Genomic DNA, 20060 nt, shown 5'->3' on the forward strand with positions numbered 1-20060 from the left:
ATGAAATCGATGAACACAATGCGGCTTGCCGCACTGCACGCGGCTGCGCTCGCGTTCGCTACGCTTGCGATGCCGGCCCGTGCGCAAAGCAGCGTCACGTTCTACGGCGTGCTCGACGCGGGCGTCACGTACGTGAGCAATGCTGGCGGCTCTTATCAGGTGAAGTTCGACGACGGCGTTTCGTATGCGAACCGCTGGGGCCTCTCGGGCACCGAAGACCTGGGCGGAGGGATGAAGGCCGTCTTCAAGCTGGAAAGCGGCTTTCACCTGGGTAACGGGCAGATCTCGAACGGCGGGTCGCTTTTTGGCCGCCAGGCTTACGTAGGTCTGCAAAGTGATTGGGGTACGCTCACTTTCGGCAACCAGATCGACATGACGAAGGAGTTTGTCTACCTGTACAACGTGTCAGCGTGGGCAAGCGGCTACGCGATCAATCAGGGCGACTTCGACCGCATGAACGGCGACCATCTGCCGAACGCCGTGAAGTTCATGTCGAACACTTACGGCGGCTTCCAGTTTGGCGGTATGTACTCGTTCAGCAATACGCCGGGCGACTTCCACACGGGCAGCGCGTGGAGCGTGGGCGCGCAGTATCAGCACGGCGCGTTCGCAATGGGCACGGCTTATACGCAGTTGAACAACCCGTCTGGCATCTATGCGTTCGACCCGTACAACATGATCGGCGTGCGCACGTTCTTCGGCAGGCCGACCGTGAGCGTCGATCCCGCCACGGGCGCGGTCACTTCGCTCTATGCAGATACGCCTTTCCCTGTGGACAAGCAGGGCGCTTTCGGCGTCGGCGCGAGCTATGCACTCGGCAAGGTCACGCTGATGGGCGCTTTCACGTACACGCAGATCAAGGCGTTCGGCGAGAGTGAGCACATGCAGGTCGCCGAGGGCGGCGCGAACTGGCAGATCACGCCCGCGGCAAGTCTCGTGGGCGGCTACCAGTACACGCACTTCGACGGCCACCACTGGAATCAGCTGTCGGCGGGGATGCACTACCTGCTTTCGAAGCGCACGGACGTGTATATCTCGGGCGACTGGCTGAAGGCGTCGCAAGGCGTGGATGCGGTGATCGGCTATAGCTTCACGCCGTCTTCCACGACCACGCAGGCCGACGTGCGCATCGGCATGCGCCACTCGTTCTGATGAAACTTCGTGCAACCCCCGAACTCGTGGAATCCGACTGAGAAGGAGTCTTTGACGTGATCGATTTTGCCCATGTTCGTTCGCTGCTCGAGACGCGGCGCGAAGGCTATAGCCTCGCCGGGGACTTCTACACCGACCCCGCGATGCACGAACTCGACATCGAGGCGGTTTTCTCGAACGAGTGGCTGTTCGCGTGCAGTGTGGCTGAGATCCCGCGCGAGGGTGACTATGTCACGCTCGATGTCGGCAAGACTTCGGTGGTGGTGCTGCGCGGGAAGGGCGGGGAGGTCGGCGCGTTCTTCAACACCTGCCGCCATCGCGGCTCGGTTCTCTGCACGGAACCGGCGGGGCACGCAAAGCGGCTGGTCTGTCCATACCATCAGTGGGTCTATGAACTGGACGGCAGCCTGCGAAGCGCGCGTCAGATGCCCTCCGGCTTCGACCGCGCCGAGCACGGCCTGCGCCGGGTTCATCTCGAGGTGATCTGCGGGATGGTCTATGTCTGCATCGCCGACACGCCGCCCGATATTTCACGCTTCAAGGCGGCGGTCGCGCCGTATATCGCACCGCACCGGCCGGATCGCTGCAAGGTCGCACTTTCCATGACAATCGTGGAAGACGCAAACTGGAAGCTCGTGATCGAGAACAATCGCGAGTGCTATCACTGCGTGGGGAATCACCCGGAACTGCTGGCCACGCTGATTGAATTCGCGCTGCCGGACGACCCGCGGGCCAACCGCGATTTCCAGCTCTTGATGCAGGAAAAGACGGCGCTGTGGGACCGCCTCTCGTTGCCGCATTTGCCCGTAGACGGTGGGACGGAGTTCCGCTGCATCCGTTTGCCGTTCCATCGCGGAGCGGTATCGTTCACCGCCGACGGGCGCCCGGCATGCAAGAAACTGTTGGGCGACCTGACCGAGACCGATCTCGGTTCGGTGCGGATGTTCAGGGTTCCGAACAACTGGAATCACTTCCTCTCGGACCATATCATCCATTTCCGGGTGCTGCCCTTGTCGGCCACGCAGACGGCGCTCAAGACGACCTGGCTCGTCCACGAGGATGCCGTGGAGGGCATGGACTACGATGTGGAGACGCTCACACAGGTATGGCGCGCAACGAACGCACAGGACGCCACGCTCGTGGCGCACAATCAGCGCGGGGTGAACTCGAAGGCGTATGCGCCCGGACCGTATGCGCCTTCGGAGTTCATGCTGACCAACTTCACCAACTGGTATGCGGGTAAGCTGGCGGAGTATGTGGAGGGGCGCCGTCACACAGGGGGGGTGTCCCGCTCGCGTTGGCCGAGGCTTGAGGCTGCGCTTTCTCGCGTACCTTCCGGCGCCGTGCTCTAAATTTCGTACGTTGCCAAGCTGTAATCGCATGAACAATGACTGCGAATCCACTGTTTCTCGCCGTCCCTACCCGCAACTGACTGGCAACGAAGATGCACAGGTCTGTATTGCTGGCGGCGGCCTCGCCGGCTTGAATACTGCGCTTGGGCGCGATGGCCAATCCTAAGGTTGCGCAAATCGAGCAGAGCGACCATGACCTCGCTTCGCTGCTGCTCGCACAGGCCGTCAAGGACAACGGCAGCGCGTCAACCCGCACTCGTCACGCGCGACGATCTCGTGAAGAACGATATCCACACCATCGCGGAGCTGGGAGCGAAATTCCCGGCGTTCCGTGCGAGCGACGCGGCGATGATGGCCTGGATTCCCGTCGATCAGTAACCGCAATTCGATCCGATGCGGGGCGCAAGGATATTCCTTGCGCTTCTTTCGATCTGGCTGATTCCTGGTTCCGTTTCGCGGCGGGGCTTTCTTCCAGGCGCCTCTCTTCGCGCGCCGACCTTTCCCTATGTCGATTCTCCTTTCCCCTGTGCACTAGTCGTGCTGCAAGATCGGGCGCACAGTCCGTGCAGACTTCCTTCAGTGACATTCGCACACCCGATTCCCGCCCTTGCTCTGGCGCGGTCTCCGTCACGCGAATTCCCGCCAACGCGGCCAAGGCGCTCAGAGCGCCGCTCCCAAGGGTTTTTACTTACTTTGCCAATCGTTTCGGCCTGTTGCGGCTTCGCAGGCGGATATGCCACGCCTCGCGATGAAAGTTTTTTTGCAACGATTGTCTGAATGACAGAAATATCTTAATCTCGCTTCCCATGGAGGTGATCATGAAGCAGACCGTCAAACAGCGGTTGCAGGAAAGCCTGTCGTCGTCCACCGCCTCGTCGCGCACGATCGCGGCGTACATGCTCGCGAATCTGCAGAACCTGCCGTTCGAAACGTCGGCCATGATCGCGGAGAAGCTCGAGCTGAGCGAGTCCACGATAGGCCGGTATTGCCGCTCGATTGGTTATGCGCACTTCAAGGCGCTCAAGAACGACCTGCAGGCCGATCTCGGCGATGGGCCGTGGCTGATGGGCGACCGCCTGAAGGAATTCCTCGGGCGCGCGCCCGACGACGGCGAGGGTCCGTCGCGCGGTCTGCAAAAGGAAATCGCCGCGCTCGTGCAAGTGCATGAGCATGCGTTGAAGCCTTCGTGGAAGCGCCTTTCCGAGCGGCTTGCGAAGGTGCCGCGCGTCTATGCGGCGGGGTTCCAGACGGAGCGGGGCATTGCGATGACGTTCGTGCACCTGCTGCAGTACCTGCGCGACGGTGTGCAACTCGTCGACGGCAGTGCCGGAAACTTCAGCGACGTATTGCTGAGCCGGCCGAAAGACACCGCGCTGATCGTATTCGAAGCACGCCGCTATTCGCGGCACGCGCTGATGCTGTGCGAGCGGGCAAAGGAAGCCGGCATTCCCGTGAGTCTCGTGACCGACAACTTCTGCGACTGGGCCGACCAGCATGCCGACGAAGTCTTTCGTGTACAGACCGAAGTGGACCTGTTCTGGGAGTCCACCGCTTCGATGCTTTCGCTCGTGCATCTGCTGATCAACGACGTGTTCAAGCATCTGGGCGCGGACGTCGAGCGTCGGCTTCAGGCGATCGGTGCGTTGCACAGCGAATTCGTCGGCTACGCCTCTTCGAATCAGTCGTCAAACTAACCACCAACGCAAGGAGCCACACCATGAAACGTCTGTTCGGGTCAACTTTGGCAGTCCTGATGTTTTGTGCGGCGTACGGCGCCGCTCATGCCGAGTCGGTCAAGATTGCGATCGAGGGCGCCTATCCTCCGTTTAATTCCGTCGATTCGAAAAGCCAGCTCAATGGCTTCGACGTCGATATCGCCCATGCGCTCTGCGGCAAGATGAAGGCGGACTGCACCCTCGTCGCGCAGGACTGGGACGGCATGATTCCGGGCCTGATGGCGAAGAAGTACGACGCGATCGTTTCTTCGATGGTGGTGACAAAAGAGCGTCAGCAGAAAGTGTCGTTCACCAACCGCTACTACCGCACGCGCCTCGCGATCAGCGTGGCGAAGAACTCGAAGCTGAGCGATACGAAGCCCGCTTCCTTCAAGGGGCTCGTGGTGGGCGCGCAGTCGTCGACGACGCAAGGCGCCTACGCGCAGGACGTCCTCGGCGCGGCCGGGGCCACCGTGAAGCTGTATCCCTCGCAGGACGACGCCAATCTCGACCTCGTGGCGGGCCGCCTCGATGCGGTCGTCAACGACAAGTTCCCGAATATCGACTGGCTCGCGAAGGACGGCAAGGACTGCTGCAAGCTGCTCGGCGAAGTCTCGGGCAGCGACGACGATGTGGCCATTGCCGTGCGCAAGGACGACAACGGTCTGCGCGAGCGCCTGAACAAGGCCATTGCGGACATCATCGCGGACGGCACGTATCAGCGCATTTCAAGCCACTACTTCAAGTCGAGCATCTATTGATAAGCAGGCCGAAACGTATGGTCTGAACCTGCCGCGAGCGGCGCCGGAAGCACCGCTCGCGCACTGCCTGGGAGTCGCAACGATGTTTGAATCACTCGCGCTGCTTGGATTCGGGCATGGAGGCTGGGGTGTCTCGCTTGCGCAGGGCGCGCTGGTCACCATCGCGCTCGCGCTGTGCTGCTTGCCGTTCGGTCTTTCGCTCGGGCTGCTCGTGGCGATCGGCAGCCGGTCTCGCAGTGCGCTGGCGCGCGGTGCGGCCTATGCGTTTTCGACGGTGTTTCGCGGCCTGCCGGAATTGCTGACGCTGTTCATCGTCTACTACGGCCTTGAAATCGCATTCGAGCGGCTCTTTGCGGCGGCAGGAATTGAAGCGGATGTGTCGATCAATCCGTTCTTTGCCGCGTTCGTCGCGCTCGGCGTCGTGCTCGCGGCGTTTTCGAGCGAGGTGTGGCTCGGCGCATTCAAGTCGATTCATAAAGGCCAATACGAAGCCGCGCACGCGCTGGGGCTCTCGAAGGCGAAAACCTTCTTCTCCATCGTGCTGCCGCAGTTGCTGCGCATTGCGCTGCCGGGCTTGTCGAACAACTGGCTCACGCTGCTCAAGGACACCGCGCTCGTCTCGACCATTTCGCTTGTCGATGTAATGCGCCAGACCAATCTCGCCGTGAGCCAGACCAAGGAGCCCATTTTGTTCTACGGCGCGGCCTGTGCGATTTATCTGCTTTTCTCGGCATTGTCGGGGCGCCTTTTCGCCTTCGCCGAATCGCATTTCGGTCGCGGCTACCAGAAAGGACGTGTATGAGCCTGATTTCGTTTTTGCAGCAACTCGTCGCGCCGGAACTGCTGGACCGCTATGGCATGCAAATCCTCTCGGGCGTCTGGGTCACCACGCGGCTGGTCGGCATGTCGTTCACGCTGGGCATGGCGCTGGGCCTGCTGCTTTGCTTTGCCCGCATGTCGAGCCTGGGCGCGCTGCGCCAGTCGAGCGCGGCGTTCATCTATGTGTTTCGTGGCTCGCCGCTGCTGGCGCAACTTTTCCTGCTCTATTACGGGCTGGGCTCGCTGCGCGGCTTCTGGGAGCAGGTCGGGCTCTGGTGGCTGTTTCGCGACTCGTGGTATTGCGCATTGCTTGCGTTTACGTTGAATACGGCGGCGTACCAGGCGGAAATCTTTCGCGGCAGCTTCGCGGCGGTCTCCGTGGGGCAGCATGAAGCCGCCAAGGCGCTCGGCTTGAGCCCCCGCACGCGGTTCTGGCGCGTGGTCTGGCCGCAATCGCTGCTGATCGCGCTCGGACCGCTCGGCAACGAACTGATCCTGCTCGTGAAGGCAAGCGCCATCGCCTCGCTGGTGACCGTCTATGACCTGATGGCCGTTGCGAAGCTCGGCTTTTCCCGTACCTTCGATTTTCAGTTTTATCTGTGGGCGGCGGTGCTTTATCTCGTACTCGTCGAATGCTTGCGCCGCGTATTGAAGCGCATCGACCGGCGGCTCGGCAGGCATTTGAATCCGCTGTGACGCGGCATGACCGGCAGGAGGAACTGTTCTTTGGACTTCGATATTGTTGTGCTGGGCGCCGGTATCGTGGGCGTTTCGGCTGCGCTGCAACTTCAGGCGCGCGATCGTAGTGTCTGTATCGTCGAACGCAACGAGCCCGGCAGCGGAACGAGCTTCGGCAACGCGGGCCTGATCGAGCGCTCCAGTGTCATACCGTATGCCTTTCCGCGCGGTGTGGGGCGCCTGCTGCGCTACGCGCTCAATGGCGAGCCCGACGTGCGCTATGAGCCGTCGTTCTTGCCTCGCATCGCGGGTTGGCTATTCCGCTACTGGCGCCATTCGAGCCCGGCGAACCTCACGAAGGCGACGGCCGCAATGCTGCCGCTCGTCGAGCGCTGCGTCGAGGAGCACGATGCGCTCGTTGCGCGCGCAAAGCTCGAATCGCTGATCGGTTCGCGCGGCTGGATCGAGGTTTATCGCGACCGCGAGGCGCTCGCGGCTGGGCAGCGCGACGCCCGCGCACTCGCGGGCTATGGACTCGACTTCGATCTGCTCGATGCCGACGCGCTGCGCGCGCTCGAACCCGGCCTCAAGCGCACCGCGGCGGGCGGCGTGCGCTGGAAGGACCCGAAGACGGTACGCGACCCCGGCGCACTCGTGCAAGGCTATGCCGCATTGTTCGAGCGAGATGGCGGGCGCATCGTCCGCGGCGACGCCCGCACGCTCGAACGTGACGGCACGCGCTGGCTCGTGCAAACGCAAGCAGGCGTGGTGCGTGCGAAAGACGTGGTGGTGGCGATGGGCGCCGACTCGGCCGATGTGTATGCGCCGCTCGGCTACCGCGTGCCGCTGGCCGTGAAGCGCGGCTATCACCTGCATTACCGCGCCCGCGAAGGGGCGACGCCGCAGCATCCGCTGTGCGACGTCACCGGCGGTTACGTGCTCGCGCCGATGAACGCGGGCATACGCCTCACCACGGGCATCGAATTCGCGCGCCCCGGCGCGCCCGCGAATCGCGTGCAGTTGCGGCGTGCCGAAGCGATCGCGCGCAAGCTGTTCGATCTCGGCGAGCCGATCGACGCCAAGCCGTGGCTGGGGCGTCGCCCGTGCCTGCCCGATATGTGCCCGGTGGTGGGACCGGCGCCGCGTCATCCGGGGCTGTGGTTCGACTTCGGTCACGCGCACCACGGGCTCACGCTGGGGCCGGTCACGGGGCGGCTCATTGCCGACCTCGTAACGGGCGCGAGGCCGTTTACCGACCCCGCGCCGTATAGCGTGACGCGCTTCAGTTAAACGCGAGGCGGCCGCATGCGCCGCTTCATCGACGATCGAATCCGACGAGGGCTACCGATGCTATCCACCGACACTCTCTGCGCAACGGCGCCGGCGCCGGCACTGGCCGCGACGCCCGCCGCGCCGCGCGAAATGGCCGTGCAGATCTCCGGCCTCGAAAAATACTACGGCGCTCACAAGGTGCTGGACGGCATCGACCTCGACGTGCGCGCGGGTGAGCGGGTCGTGATTTGCGGGCCTTCCGGTTCGGGAAAGTCCACGCTCATCCGCTGCATCAACCAGCTTGAGCACAGCAGCGGCGGCACGATTGCAATTCGCGGCAGCGCACTGCAAAAAGACGGTGCGCGAGCACGCGAGGCGTTGCGCGACGTCGGCATGGTGTTTCAGCACTTCAACCTGTTCCCGCACATGACGGTGCTCGAAAACTGCGTGCTTGCGCCGATTTCGGTCCGGCGCTTCTCACGGGCAGACGCCACCGAGCGGGCGCACGCGCTGCTGAAAAAGATCGGCCTTGGGGCACACACGCACAAATATCCTTCGCAGCTTTCGGGTGGCCAGCAGCAGCGCGTGGCAATCGTGCGGGCGCTGTGCATGGAGCCGAAAATCATGCTGTTCGACGAACCGACTTCCGCGCTCGACCCCGAAATGGTGGGCGAGGTGCTCGACGCGATGGTGGAACTCGCGCGAACCGGCATGACGATGCTGTGCGTGACGCACGAAATGGGCTTCGCACGCAAGGTGGCGGAGCGGGTACTGTTTCTCGAAGGCGGGAAGATCGTGGAGGACAGCCCGTCGCATGAATTCTTCGACGCTCCGAAGAGCGTGCGGGCGCAGGCGTTCCTCCAGCAGATTCGCCACTGACATTGCGCTGCCGGACAGCGAGGACACCCAGGCCGCAAGCCGATCCCATCGGTCGATGGCTTCGGCTTCGGCTGAATACGGCGATTTGTCTCCAGGCTCCCCGGCATCGCTGCTCGAGATCGGCTAAGAACGCCGGAGCTCGCTCGCTGTACGCGACGCGATCGGGTCGTCCGCAGCGTCGCGCAGATCATCGAGGTCACGGCCGCGCGTTTCCGGTGTGTAGAAGGTGGTCACCACGCCGATCAGGCTAAGGATCGCCACGTACGCCGCGAGCGGCACCCATGCCAGCATCATTCCTTCCGGTCCGCCCCAGTGTGCCGTTGCCCAGGCGATGATCGACGCGCCGATGAGCGGCGCGACGCCGCCGGCGATCACGGCAGAGACTTCGCGGCCCACTGCGACGCCAGCGTAGCGGTGTTGTGCACCGAACAGCTCCGGAAGGAGGGCGCCCTGGGTGGCGAACATGCCCCAGACACCGGCCAGCGCGGCGCAGAGCATGGCGATGCTCGCGGCGGCATTGCCCTGACTCAGCACCCACCAGGTCGGAAAGGCCAGCACGAGTTGATAAAAGGCGAAGGCGCGGTAGACCGGAACGCGTCCGAACCGGTCGCTCAGCATGCCAGCGAGTGGAATGACGATGGCTCCCGATGCGCCCGCGAGCAGGAGCGCAACCGGCCCGATCGGTCCTTTGAGACCGGTCGCCGTCGCCATGTAGCTGATGGCGAGCGACTGATAGATCGACGAACCGCCGTTCTCGGCCATCCGCAGGCCGATGACCTTGAGAAGCGTTGGCTTCGAGTGCTTGACGAGATGTTTCAGCGGGCTGTCGTTGACCTGCTTGCGCGCTTCGAGTCTCGTGAACGAAGGTGACTCCTTGAGCTTCAGGCGGATCCAGATCGCCACCGCAATGATGACGACGCTCAGCAGAAACGGCACGCGCCAGAGCCAGCTTTGCGAAATGTCCTCGACGCGTACCAGCGCAAAGTAGATCGCGGCCGCCATCACCGTTCCCAACAGCACGCCCATGAATGGCAAGGCGGCGAAGTATCCGCGACGTCTCGCAGGCGCGTACTCCGCCATCAGCACCGCGGCGCCGGCTTGCTCCGCTCCCGCGCCGAGCCCCTGCAACAAGCGGCAACCGACCAGCAGGACGGGCGCCCAGATGCCGGCGCTGGCGTAGGTCGGAAGCAGGCCGATCAGCGTGCTTGCCATGCCCATCAGCAGGATCGTCGCCATGAGGACGAATTTGCGTCCATAGCGGTCGCCGAGCGTGCCGAAGACGATGCCGCCTACAGGCCGGATCGCGAAGCCGAGGAAGTAGGCGCCGAAGCTCGCGATCAGCCCGATGACCGGATCGCTCGACGGGAAGAACAGGGGTCCGAAAATGAGCGCGGAAGCCAGGTTATAAAGCGCGAAGTCGTAGTATTCGAGCGCGCTGCCGAGGGAGGCGGCCCAGGCCGCGCGGTACAGGTCAGCGGTCGCTACCGCCTGTCTGGGCATGGCCGTGTCGTTGCCGATGCCTGGCGTTGCAGCAATGCTATGGGGGTGCTTCATCTCGTCTCCTCCAGATTGGTACCGCTTCGGGTCCGGTTGTGATCCGCCCTTGTCTTGACGCAAGGTGCTGAATCCCTGGCTCCGTCGTCCTGCTTTGTGGCTACGCGGCCGGGCTAGCCGACCCGGGCGATCTCGTCGAGCAGGGCGGCGCTCATCGCGTCGATCGGGGCCTTCTTGCCTGTGTACAGTTCGACCTGTCCGCAGAATTGATGAAGCAGCATGCGCGTCCCGTCGACCACCCGGCAACCGATGGCAGCGGCGTCGCGTATCAGCTTCGTGCGCACCGGGATAAAGGCTGCGTCCATCACGAACAGATGCGGTGCAAGCTGTTGCGCATGCAACGGATTGACGTCGGGCGCACGGAAGCCGGCCGCCGTCGCATTGACCACGCCATCGAACCCGGCGGGATCGAAGGCTCCCAGATCGCCGCCGAAAGCGAGGCCAAAGTCGTTGGCCAGTTCCTGTCCACGCGACACGGTGCGATTGAAGATAGTCACCTGTGCGCCTGCTCGTTGCAGGCCCCAGGCGATCGCGCGGGCAGCCCCGCCGGCACCGAGCAGCGCGACGCGGCGGCCCGGCAACGATGTCGCCTCTTCGATCGCGCGCACGGCGCCTTCGCAGTCCGTGTTGTAGCCGGTGAGCCGCCCGTCGCGATTGTCGATGGTGTTCACGGCACCGATCGCGCGTGCAGTTTCATCGAGCGCATCGAGATGGGCCATGACGGCCTGTTTGTGCGGCATCGTGACATTCAGTCCGCGAATGCCGAGCGTGCGCATCGCGTTGACCGCGCCCGCGATGTCCTCGACGCCGAAGCTGACGAACGTGTAGTCCACGCCGAGCACCCGATAAGCGGCGTTGTGCACCTTGACGTTGAACGTGAACGGCTGGCCGGCGAGAGAGCCGCACAGGGCCGGAATGGAATGAGGCATGGTGGATTTATATCGTTGAAAGATCGAACGCGGAGATAGCCGTTTCGCCATCGAGCACGCGCAGCAGATTGTGGGTCGCTAGCTCGGCCATCGCGCGCCGCGTCTCGTGCGTGGCCGACCCGATGTGCGGAAAGGGCGTGACCTTCGCATGCGTGCGCAGCGGCGAATCCTGCGCAAGCGGTTCGACGGCGAACACGTCGAGTCCGGCAGCACGCAGGTGCCCGCTATTCAGAGTGGCGAGAAGCGCCTCCTCGCACACGATCGCGCCACGCGAACCGTTGACGAAAATCGCGCCCGGCTTCATCGACGAAAACGCGGTTGCGTCCATCAGACCGCGCGTCTCATCGGAAAGGGGCAGTGTCAGCGCGACGATGTCCGCGCGCTTGAGCACGTCATCGAACGACGCGCGCACCGCCCGCCCGGCAAGCGCTTCGGGCACCTGCACGTCGAAAGGATCGTGGAACACCACCGGCATCCCAAACCCGAGGGCTGCGCGCCGTGCGACCGCCTGACCGATGCGGCCAAAGCCGAGCACGCCGAGCGTCTTGCCATGGACGTCCCAGCCGAACAGGTCTTCGCCGATGTTGCGTGTCCATCGGCCATCGCGCACATGGTTCGACAGTTCGACCAGCCGCCGCGACGTGGCGATGATCAGCGCGAAGACGGTGTCCGCCGTGGTCTCGGTCAACACGCCCGGAGTGTGGCACAGGGTGATGCCGCGCTGCTTGAGGTAGGCGAGGTCATAGTTGTCGACGCCGACTGAAATGCTCGAAACCACCTGCAAACGCGGCGACCGGGACAGTTCTTCCTCGCCGAGTTTGAAGCTCGAACCGATCAGCCCGTCTGCGTCCTGCAACAGTGCGCGAAACCGGGGCAGTTCATCGGCGCGTCGCGGGTCGGCAACGCTCACGTCGTGCCGAAGCTGGATTTGCTCGAGCAGGTCGTCTGGAATCTTGCGAAAAACCACGACGTTCCTGCGCGTGTTGCTCAGTGTTGCCATGCTCGTGTTCCTCTTTTCGAATGGGGTCTTGTTCCTGAATCGCGTGCACGGCAAATTCAGACCACGCTGGTCAATCCGCCGTCGACAAAGAGCGTCTGCCCATTGACGAAGTCCGACGCCCGCGACGCCAGGAACACGGCGGCGCCACACAGTTCTTCGACCCGACCCCAGCGGCCCGCAGGCGTGCGCTTGCACAGCCAGCCGGAGAAGTCGGGATCGTCGATGAGCGCGCGGTTGAGGTCGGTCTCAAAGTAGCCAGGTGCGAGTGCATTGGCCTGAATGCCGCGACTGGCCCAGTCCGCGCACATGCCCCGCGTGAGCATGCGGATGGCACCCTTTGAGGCCGCGTAGGGCGCGATGCCGGGCCGTGCCAACTCGCCCTGCACTGAACAGATGTTGATGATCTTCCCGTGCCCGCGCGGCAGCATGTGCCGTGCAACGGCTTGCGACACATGAAACGCACCGTCGAGATTGACGCGCAACAGTTCGCTCCAGTCGTCGGCCGCGAAGGCATCGAGCGGCGCCCTGCGCTGGACACCGGCATTGTTCACAAGAATATCGATCGCGCCGATGCGCGCTTCGACGGCGTCGATCGCGGCGGACACCTGTTCGCGTTTCGTCACATCAAAAACCGCGATATCCGCGTCGAGACCGTCATCGCGCAGTTGCGCGGCAACGGTGGCTGCCTTCTGCTCGTTGCGGTCGTTGATGACGACGGCCGCGCCGGCGCTCGCCAGTCCGCGCGCCAGCGCCAGCCCGATGCCCCGTCCGGAGCCTGTGATCAGGGCGCGCCGTCCGTTCAGGCTGAAGAGTTTCAATGCTTCGTTCATGGTTTCTGGCGCTTGCAACGCGCACGTGTGCTGTCTCCGATAGGCATAGTTCACTCGAAGCGCTGCGATCGCGCCAATGGTCTTTCATGACACTGTTATCATGATTCGTGATAACCGGGACGACGCGCCCGCAAGCAGGAGTGGTCATGGAACTGAAGCATCTGCGAGCCTTCGTCGTGCTCGCCGAGGAACTGCATTTCGGCAGGGCCGCGCAGCGGCTGTGCATCGTGCAGTCGGCGTTGAGCATGCAGATCAAGGCGCTGGAAGAGGAACTCGAAATTCGCTTGCTGGAACGCGACCGTCACAAGGTTGCCCTGAGCGAAACAGGCAGGCTCTTTCTTCCTGAGGCGCGCGCGACCCTGCATCAGGCGATGCGTGCCGAGCAGACGGCCAGGCTGTCGGCCCGCGGGGAAATCGGCACGCTGCGGATCGCCTTCGTGTCGTCGGTGCTACCGAAGCTTCTGCCAACGCTCATTCGCACCATGCACGAGCGCTACCCGCTCGTGACACTCGAACTGAAAGACATGCCGACGCCGGACCAGATCGCGGCCCTCCATGAGAACAAGCTCGACTTCGGCCTGATTCGCCTGCCCGTCGCGAGTACGGGGCTTGAAATTCGTGTCGTTCTCGAAGAGCCCTTTGTCGTCGCACTCCCAGACGACCATGCGCTGGCCGCACAAGCGCTGATTCGACCGGCGGATCTTCGAGGTTGTCCCGCGTTCGTGCTCGCGCGGCGATACGCCCCTGGCTTTCACGATGAATTGCTCGTCGCGTTGAAACGCGAAGGCGCCGATCTCAATGTTGTTCAGGAACTCGGCGAATTTACGACCATGCTGGCGTTAGTCGCGGCGGGCATGGGCATTGGGATGATTCCAGCCGAGGCGGCCATGGCGTTGCCGCCGAAAGTCGTAGCCCGTCCGCTCGATCTTCGAGATCACCGGGCAGGCATTGGCCTCGCGTATACGGACCTCGACAATCCCGCGAAGCGAGCGCTACTCGGCGTGATGCTGGATTGCATCGGCACACGTCTTTGACGAAGTCTCCCGTACCATCCGCTTTACGTAGTCACTTTCAATGCGATGGGTGTCGGCGGTGGCGCAACAAGTCAGGTAGAAGCGTTGCATAAATACGAACGTGACTGAAAACTGAGATTCATTCAGCCCAGGTAGCACCATCATTCTGTTATGCCAGGTATCCAGTGAAGGCAAATCATCACTCACTTTATCCAAATAGACGCGGTATCTTTTTTTCGAAAACGATCTATCGTTAAAGCGTGCGCTCTCTCTTGCGCACCGGGTTTATCGGCCCACCGGCGTTCTTCAGATGCCCCTGTCACCTCGAACGCCAACCGCGGACATGCCGCGTTAGCTATTCTCCTGCACCCGGTAGAAAGTCACGAATAACGTCCCCGCAACCGGGTTCCGGCAGCCAGCGGAATCGCCGGCAGCGACTGATTTGTCGCGTGCCGGTCGCTTCGCTCATGCCTACGTCAAAGCGGTCGCAAAAACGGGTCCCTGATTGCGTATTGAAGAAGGAGTCAAGCCATGAAGTCGACATTTCTCGTAAGCACCGCAGCGCTTTTGGGCGTTCTCGCATTTGCAGGCGGCGCGCAGGCCCAGGACACCTCAGGACAACAAGAGGGTCAATCGGCCTCTAATGGAAAGCCTTCCGACACGTCCGGGTATGGCGGCGTCCCGGGAGACACCAGCGCCAGTGGAATAGCCCGCTCAAGATGGGCCACCTGCGGCCATGAGTCAAAGTGCAACCCCGACAGCGGCCACTAGATCAGTCACTCGACGTGTGGGTCTTTCGCGCTCCCGTTTATCTGATCCCGGAAGACCCACAATGATGTTCGCCCAACATTGGGGCACAACGCGCAGTCTTTTGTGATCCTAACTGAACGGAACCTGTAGCCAATCTGAAGAAACGGCAAGACCGGCGTGCTTGACGCCAAGGGTCTCTAAAAGCTTGTATCGTATGGCAACCTCCACACGACGACATCGCTATGATTGAGATCCGCCAGTTCCGGGCACCGCTGAGGTGTTCGTTAATGCTCGTTCTTTCCATCGCCGCGGCATCCGCTGCGGTGATGACCGCAGGATGCACGGCGTCCTCACCATCGCTTGCTCGCGACCCGGATACTTCCTCATTCGATGCGACCGCGCTGACTGCGGCCATCGACGGCCCCCAGCGCAGCGAAAAGGCGAGGGCGCGAGACGTCTATCGGCATCCACAGGCCACATTGCAGTTCTTCGAGATCAGTTCGACGCAGACGGTCCTGGAGATCGCGCCGGGCGGCGGATGGTACACGGATATACTCGCGCCCTATCTGCACGGGCATGGGCATCTCTACGAAGCGCAATACATCAGTACGTCTACAGAGCTGGCGGACGAGGACCGTCCAACGGATGCGGCCTATTTGCGCAAGCTGGCAGGACAGCCAGCCATTTTCGGCAATGTCGTGGTCGGCACGTTGCGCGCAGGAGAATTCACGGGTTTCGGCGCAGAGGGTCAATTTGATCGTGTTGTCACGTTTCGCAACATCCACAACTGGATGAAAGACGGTCAGATCGACGCGAATTTCCGGGCCTTTTATCTCGCGCTCAAGCCCGGCGGAATACTGGGTGTTGAGGAGCATCGAGCGAGTTCGGGCACAACCTTGCAGCAAATGATCGACACCGGCTACGTAACGGAAGACTACGTAATCGAACATGCGAAAGCAGCGGGTTTCGTGCTGGCTGGACGCAGTGAAATCAACGCGAACGCTCGGGATACAAAAGACTATCCGCACGGCGTCTGGTCGCTTCCCCCGACTTACCAGGGCGGCGACGTCGATAAGGCACGCTACGCCGCGATCGGCGAATCGGATCGCATGACGCTCAAATTTGTTAAGGCGCAATAGCCTCGCGTACAGACCACGTGAAGGGGCAGTGCGGTCGATCGCGCGCGATCTGGCGTGCTGCGCGTTCGCTCAACCGTTCATCACGCCGCCGCCGTTTACGCCGACAATCTGCCCCGTCATGAAGCTCGCTGCGCCTGAACTCAGGAACCGTACGACTTCGGCAATCTCATCAGGCATGCCGAGGCGCTTGAGCGGGTAGCGCGCGGCTTCCTCCTCGATATAGGACTCACCGAGCGCTTCGACCATCGGCGTGAGCACGCCCCCTGGCGCGACCGCGTTCACTCGCACGCCATGGGGCGCAAGCTCGCGCGCGAGGCTTTTCGTGAACGCGATGACGCCACCCTTTGCGGCACTGTAATGACTGAGGTTCTCGCAACCGAGCTGGCCGAGGTCGGACGCAATATTGACGATCGCGCCGTGGCGCTGCGGCTTCATCAACCGCACCGCTTCACGCGAAAAATGGAACGTGCCGTAAAGATGCACCTTGATCATTCTGTCCCACGCAGCGTCGGTGAGGTCGGTCACTGGCGACTCTTGCAGGATGCCCGCATTGTTGACGAGCACGTCGAGCCGTACGATGCCCGCGAACAGACTGCGGACGCACTCCGGGTCGGCCACATCTCCAGCGGCGATCGTGCATCTCGCGCCCAGCACTTCGATGTCCCTGCACAGTGCGTCGAGCGCCGCGCTGGGGTGCAGGTCGTTGATGATCACATGGGCCCGCTCACGCGCAAATGCCAGAGCGATTGCACGGCCGATGCCGCTTGCAGCGCCCGTTACGAGGCACGTCATGGCGCGATCGTTCGCCGGGTCGAATGAATCGGCAGGTTGCATGATCAACCGTAGTTTGAGGTTGCGATGCGACCGATTCTAGGTTCGCTTTTTTTTGGCGACCAGCGCTCGAGACAGCTTGCGCGATTCGTGCGCCTTGCTCAGCACTGGCGCGTGTCACGTCCCATCAAGAGGGCATGGCGCACCGTCGTTGGGCAGCAGCGACCGATCATGCGTACCTCGCTCACCACGCTCAAGTCACGCAATCTATGCAAAAGCCCTGTGGGCAGGAGATTTTCGATGAGCTGGCAAGCTTCCTGCTTGGCAGGTGCTGTCACGGGATGAGCGTTGAGTTCAGCTATTGACAGGAAAACTAGGGTTCCGGTCCGCGAAATGCACGATGCGGATGACTGGTCCGAGAGTTTTCCGGCTCCAGCTTCAAGGGGCTCCACGGAGGGATAAAAGCCCGGGAGATGCGCAAGACTGCGCGCCTCCCGTGTCCATTTTCCCTTCTTGATCAGGAGCCTTAGGTATGCCGTCCGGTTTGAAAAAAGCGTTGCGCACGCTCTCCGTCGCCAGCACTCTGGTTGCTTCCGCACTGTTCGGTTCGCCGACCGTGCACGCAGCCGAGCCGCTCAAGATCGGCACCGTTGTCTGGATCGGCTATGGGCCGTTCTACGTTGCCGAAGCCCTGGATCTCTACAAGAAATACGGCCTCGCGGTCAAACTCCAGTACTTTACCGATCCCGGCCTGCTGCCTGCCGCGCTGACCAGCCATTCGGTCAACGGCGCAATGCTCACGTACGATCAGGTCGTCGGCTCAGTCGCCAAGGGGCTCTCCGAAAAGGTTGTGCTGCCCATCGATTTTTCCGCGGGCGCCGACGCGATCGTCGCCTCCGGAGACATCAAGTCGGTGGCCGACTTCAAGGGCAAGAAGGTCGCCTTCAATCCGCTCTCGCCGTCTGATTTCCTGCTCAGTTACGCGCTGCAAACGAGTGGCCTGAGCGACAAGGACATCCACTCGGTGAACATGACGCCGGAGGGTATTCCGGGCGCGATGCTCTCCGGCAGCCTGCCGGTCGGCGTGACCTACGAGCCGAACGTCTCGCAGATCGTCAACTCAGGCAAGGGCAAGTTTCACGTGGTCTACTCGTCGCGCAATGCGCCGGGCCTGATCGCGGACGTGCTGGTATTCGACCAGTCGTTCATCGACGCGCATCCGGCCGAAGTGAAGGGCATTCTGCAAGCCTACGCAGATGGCCTTGCCTACATGAAGAGCCACCCGGACGAAGCCGACAAGATCATCGCCAAGGTGCTGGGCGTCACGCCAGCGGACGTGAAGGCGCAAATGGCCGGCGTCTACAACATCCCCGTGGCGGAGATGCCGCAGAGCTTCGTGAAGGGGCCGAGCACGCGGTCCTACTACACGAGCGGCGCGGTGATCGGCAATCTGCTGCTCAAGAAAGGGCAGATCAGTGCGCTGCCGCCGACCGAAAAGACGATCGACGCGCAGTTCGTCACCCAGCTCGCGAGGTAAGCGCCATGGCCGCGATCTATCGTTATCGGGACGCGCTGGTGCCCAATAGCGTTGCTATTGCCTATGCGCTAGGCGGTTATGCGCTCGGCGTCGTGATGCTGTGCTCGCATGTCGTATGGGTCGCGGCCGCCGGCGTCGTACTGCTGGCGCACGCGATGATCATCGGCGCCTATTTGCTGCACGATGCCGCCCACCTCGCGCTCTTTCGCACGCCCGCGGCCAACGCGCGTCTTGGTACGGCCATGGCGTGGCTGACGGGCGCCTGCTATGCGCCGTTCAGCGCACTGCGGCACAAGCACATGCGCCACCACGTCGACCGGGCCGACATCGTGACCTTCGACGCCAAGGCGTTCCTGTTGAAGCTGCCCGCGAGCTTGCGCCGCGCCATCGTGCTGCTCGAATGGCTCTATGTGCCCGCCATCGAGCTCGTGATGCACGGCTACGTGATGGTCATGCCGTTCCTGCACGCGGACCAGCGCGCACAACGGGGGCGCGTCGTCGTGGTCACGCTGATCCGCGCGGCGCTCTTCGGCGTGCTCGGCTGGGTATCGCTGAAGGCGTTGCTGCTGTACATGCTGGCGTGGTTCATCTGCCTCACGGTCCTGCGCTTCGCGGACGCCTATCAGCACACTTACGACGCATTCGCCGTGCTGGAAGGCAACGTCGCGATTCCCGACGACAAGGTGCGCGACCGCGTCTACGAGCAACGCAATACCTACTCGAACCTCGTCTCGGTGCGCTTTCCGGCGCTCAACCTGCTGCTGCTGAACTTCTCGTATCACAACGCGCATCACGACCGCCCCATCGAGCCGTGGTACCGACTGCCGCGGGCCCATCGGCAGCTGTACGGTGACGACGCCAGCCAGATCATTCCGATGTCGCGACTGCTGCGCGGCTTTCACCGGCATCGCGTGACGCGCCTGCTCTCGGCCGACTATGGATCGATGGATATCACGCGCAAGCAGGTGGACGACTTTTACGGCGCGGTGGGGGTGTCGTTTCTCACTGCGGTCTGACTAGCCAGCGGCGGCGCGACGCGCGGGATCGTCGCGCCCCTTCTATGACAACGAACGCGTTACCCGATCACAGGATCGCTCAATGAATTCTCACCTGATGCAGCATCTGAGCTGGGTCGACTACCGACGGCGCATTCTCGACGACGAGGCCATCGTGCTGCTGCCTTGCGGCGCGCTCGAGCAGCATGGCCCGCATCTGCCGCTGGGCACCGACGCGCTCCTGTCGAGCGCGGTGGCGCTCGACGTTGCGCGCCAGCTTGGTGGCATCGTTGCGCCCGCATTCAATTACGGCTATCGCTCGCAGCCGAAATGCGGAGGCGGGCAGCACTTCTGCGGCACGACGAGTCTCGACGGCAACAACCTGAGCCAGATGACGCGCGACGTGATCAGCGAGTTTGCCCGGCATGGTGTGCGCCGGCTTGCGTTGATCGACGGGCACTACGAAAACCAGTGGTTCCTCACGGAAGGCATCGAGCTTGCCATGCGCGACCTGTCACAACATGGCACGCGCACGCCGCCGCTGCGTGTCGTCCGGCTGGAGTACTGGGATTTCCTGACCGGGCCGACGCTCGCCAAGGTGTTTCCCGAAGGCTTCCCCGGTTTTGCGCTCGAACATGCAGCGGTGATGGAAACGTCGATGATGCTGCATTACCACCCGGACCTCGTCTCGACCGACAAGATTCCCGACGAAGCCCCCGCCGACTTTCCCGCCTATGACACGTACCCGACACGCACGGGCTGGGTGCCGCTCTCCGGTGTGCTTTCGTCGGCGCGAGGCGCGAGCGCCGAAAAGGGCGGATTGCTCGCGCAGGAGGTGGCCGAGCGGGTAGCCGCCGCGTTGCGCGCGGAATTCTCGGACCTGTCCTGACCTGAAACGGGAGCGAGCCGGATAT

Annotated in this window: 18 protein-coding genes, 1 pseudogene and 1 riboswitch; of the genes and pseudogenes, 14 read left to right on the forward strand and 5 right to left on the reverse strand. The window is 62.7% G+C overall.

Annotated features, from left to right (window positions below):
• The 9 genes and pseudogenes from VSR72_RS19060 to VSR72_RS19100 all read left to right on the forward strand — a co-directional run bounded on the left by VSR72_RS19060 (position 1) and on the right by VSR72_RS19100 (position 8628).
• Positions 1-1152, forward strand: a complete 1152-nt coding sequence (locus VSR72_RS19060; RefSeq protein WP_342953903.1) for a porin — start codon at positions 1-3, stop codon at positions 1150-1152.
• 56 nt (positions 1153-1208) lie between these two features.
• On the forward strand, positions 1209-2504 hold the full coding sequence (locus tag VSR72_RS19065) for an aromatic ring-hydroxylating dioxygenase subunit alpha (protein WP_342953904.1): 1296 nt from the start codon (positions 1209-1211) through the stop codon (positions 2502-2504).
• Positions 2505-2741: 237 nt separating this feature from the next.
• Positions 2742-2882, forward strand: a pseudogene (locus VSR72_RS19070) (sugar ABC transporter substrate-binding protein); the annotation flags it as partial.
• A gap of 440 nt (positions 2883-3322) precedes the next feature.
• Entirely contained in the window at positions 3323-4198 is an 876-nt protein-coding gene (locus VSR72_RS19075) for a MurR/RpiR family transcriptional regulator (RefSeq protein ID WP_342953905.1), read from the forward strand.
• Between the two features lie 23 nt (positions 4199-4221).
• Positions 4222-4980: a transporter substrate-binding domain-containing protein gene (locus VSR72_RS19080; protein ID WP_342953906.1), complete on the forward strand. Its 759-nt coding sequence runs from the start codon at positions 4222-4224 to the stop codon at positions 4978-4980.
• Positions 4981-5062: 82 nt separating this feature from the next.
• Positions 5063-5782, forward strand: a complete 720-nt coding sequence (locus VSR72_RS19085) for an ABC transporter permease subunit (protein ID WP_342953907.1) — start codon at positions 5063-5065, stop codon at positions 5780-5782.
• Positions 5779-6495, forward strand: coding sequence for an ABC transporter permease subunit (locus VSR72_RS19090; protein WP_342953908.1), 717 nt, complete (start codon positions 5779-5781; stop codon positions 6493-6495). The genes VSR72_RS19085 and VSR72_RS19090 overlap by 4 nt, the downstream gene beginning before the upstream one ends.
• A 30-nt stretch (positions 6496-6525) precedes the next feature.
• Positions 6526-7767, forward strand: coding sequence for an FAD-dependent oxidoreductase (locus tag VSR72_RS19095; protein WP_342953909.1), 1242 nt, complete (start codon positions 6526-6528; stop codon positions 7765-7767).
• A gap of 132 nt (positions 7768-7899) precedes the next feature.
• Positions 7900-8628, forward strand: a complete 729-nt coding sequence (locus VSR72_RS19100) for an amino acid ABC transporter ATP-binding protein (RefSeq protein ID WP_342953967.1) — start codon at positions 7900-7902, stop codon at positions 8626-8628.
• Between the two features lie 123 nt (positions 8629-8751).
• Here VSR72_RS19100 and VSR72_RS19105 read toward each other — a convergent pair whose 3' ends face one another.
• From VSR72_RS19105 to VSR72_RS19120, 4 genes are all read right to left on the reverse strand, one after another.
• Entirely contained in the window at positions 8752-10182 is a 1431-nt protein-coding gene (locus VSR72_RS19105; RefSeq protein WP_342953910.1) for an MFS transporter, read from the reverse strand.
• Between the two features lie 113 nt (positions 10183-10295).
• Complete coding sequence (aroE, locus tag VSR72_RS19110; RefSeq protein WP_342953911.1) at positions 10296-11162, reverse strand: shikimate dehydrogenase; 867 nt, start codon at positions 11160-11162, stop codon at positions 10296-10298.
• A complete protein-coding gene (locus VSR72_RS19115) occupies positions 11119-12111 on the reverse strand; it encodes a D-glycerate dehydrogenase (RefSeq protein ID WP_342953912.1) in 993 nt (330 codons plus the stop codon). Before VSR72_RS19115 ends, aroE begins: the two co-directional genes overlap by 44 nt.
• Positions 12112-12167: 56 nt before the next feature.
• The gene (locus VSR72_RS19120) at positions 12168-12941 is read right to left on the reverse strand and encodes an SDR family NAD(P)-dependent oxidoreductase (RefSeq protein WP_342953913.1); all 774 of its coding nucleotides are present in this window, start codon (positions 12939-12941) and stop codon (positions 12168-12170) included.
• Between the two features lie 146 nt (positions 12942-13087).
• On the opposite strand from VSR72_RS19120, the gene VSR72_RS19125 reads away from it, so the two are divergent.
• Positions 13088-13975: a LysR substrate-binding domain-containing protein gene (locus tag VSR72_RS19125; RefSeq protein WP_342953914.1), complete on the forward strand. Its 888-nt coding sequence runs from the start codon at positions 13088-13090 to the stop codon at positions 13973-13975.
• Positions 13976-15030: 1055 nt separating this feature from the next.
• Complete coding sequence (locus VSR72_RS19130) at positions 15031-15843, forward strand: methyltransferase (protein WP_342953968.1); 813 nt, start codon at positions 15031-15033, stop codon at positions 15841-15843.
• A gap of 69 nt (positions 15844-15912) precedes the next feature.
• Here VSR72_RS19130 and VSR72_RS19135 read toward each other — a convergent pair whose 3' ends face one another.
• Complete coding sequence (locus VSR72_RS19135; RefSeq protein ID WP_342953915.1) at positions 15913-16635, reverse strand: SDR family NAD(P)-dependent oxidoreductase; 723 nt, start codon at positions 16633-16635, stop codon at positions 15913-15915.
• Between the two features lie 341 nt (positions 16636-16976).
• Positions 16977-17089, forward strand: a riboswitch (guanidine-I (ykkC/yxkD leader).
• Positions 17090-17146: 57 nt separating this feature from the next.
• On the opposite strand from VSR72_RS19135, the gene VSR72_RS19140 reads away from it, so the two are divergent.
• The 3 genes from VSR72_RS19140 (at position 17147) to VSR72_RS19150 (ending at position 20035) form a co-directional block, all read left to right on the forward strand.
• Entirely contained in the window at positions 17147-18151 is a 1005-nt protein-coding gene (locus tag VSR72_RS19140; RefSeq protein ID WP_342953916.1) for an ABC transporter substrate-binding protein, read from the forward strand.
• Between the two features lie 5 nt (positions 18152-18156).
• Entirely contained in the window at positions 18157-19167 is a 1011-nt protein-coding gene (locus VSR72_RS19145; protein ID WP_342953917.1) for a fatty acid desaturase, read from the forward strand.
• A gap of 82 nt (positions 19168-19249) precedes the next feature.
• Positions 19250-20035, forward strand: coding sequence for a creatininase (locus VSR72_RS19150; protein WP_342953918.1), 786 nt, complete (start codon positions 19250-19252; stop codon positions 20033-20035).
• The last annotated feature ends 25 nt before the right edge of the window (positions 20036-20060 follow it).

Origin of the sequence: Paraburkholderia sp. JHI869 (genome assembly GCF_038900775.1) — a bacterium.
In the GTDB taxonomy this organism is placed as follows: Bacteria; Pseudomonadota; Gammaproteobacteria; order Burkholderiales; family Burkholderiaceae; genus Paraburkholderia.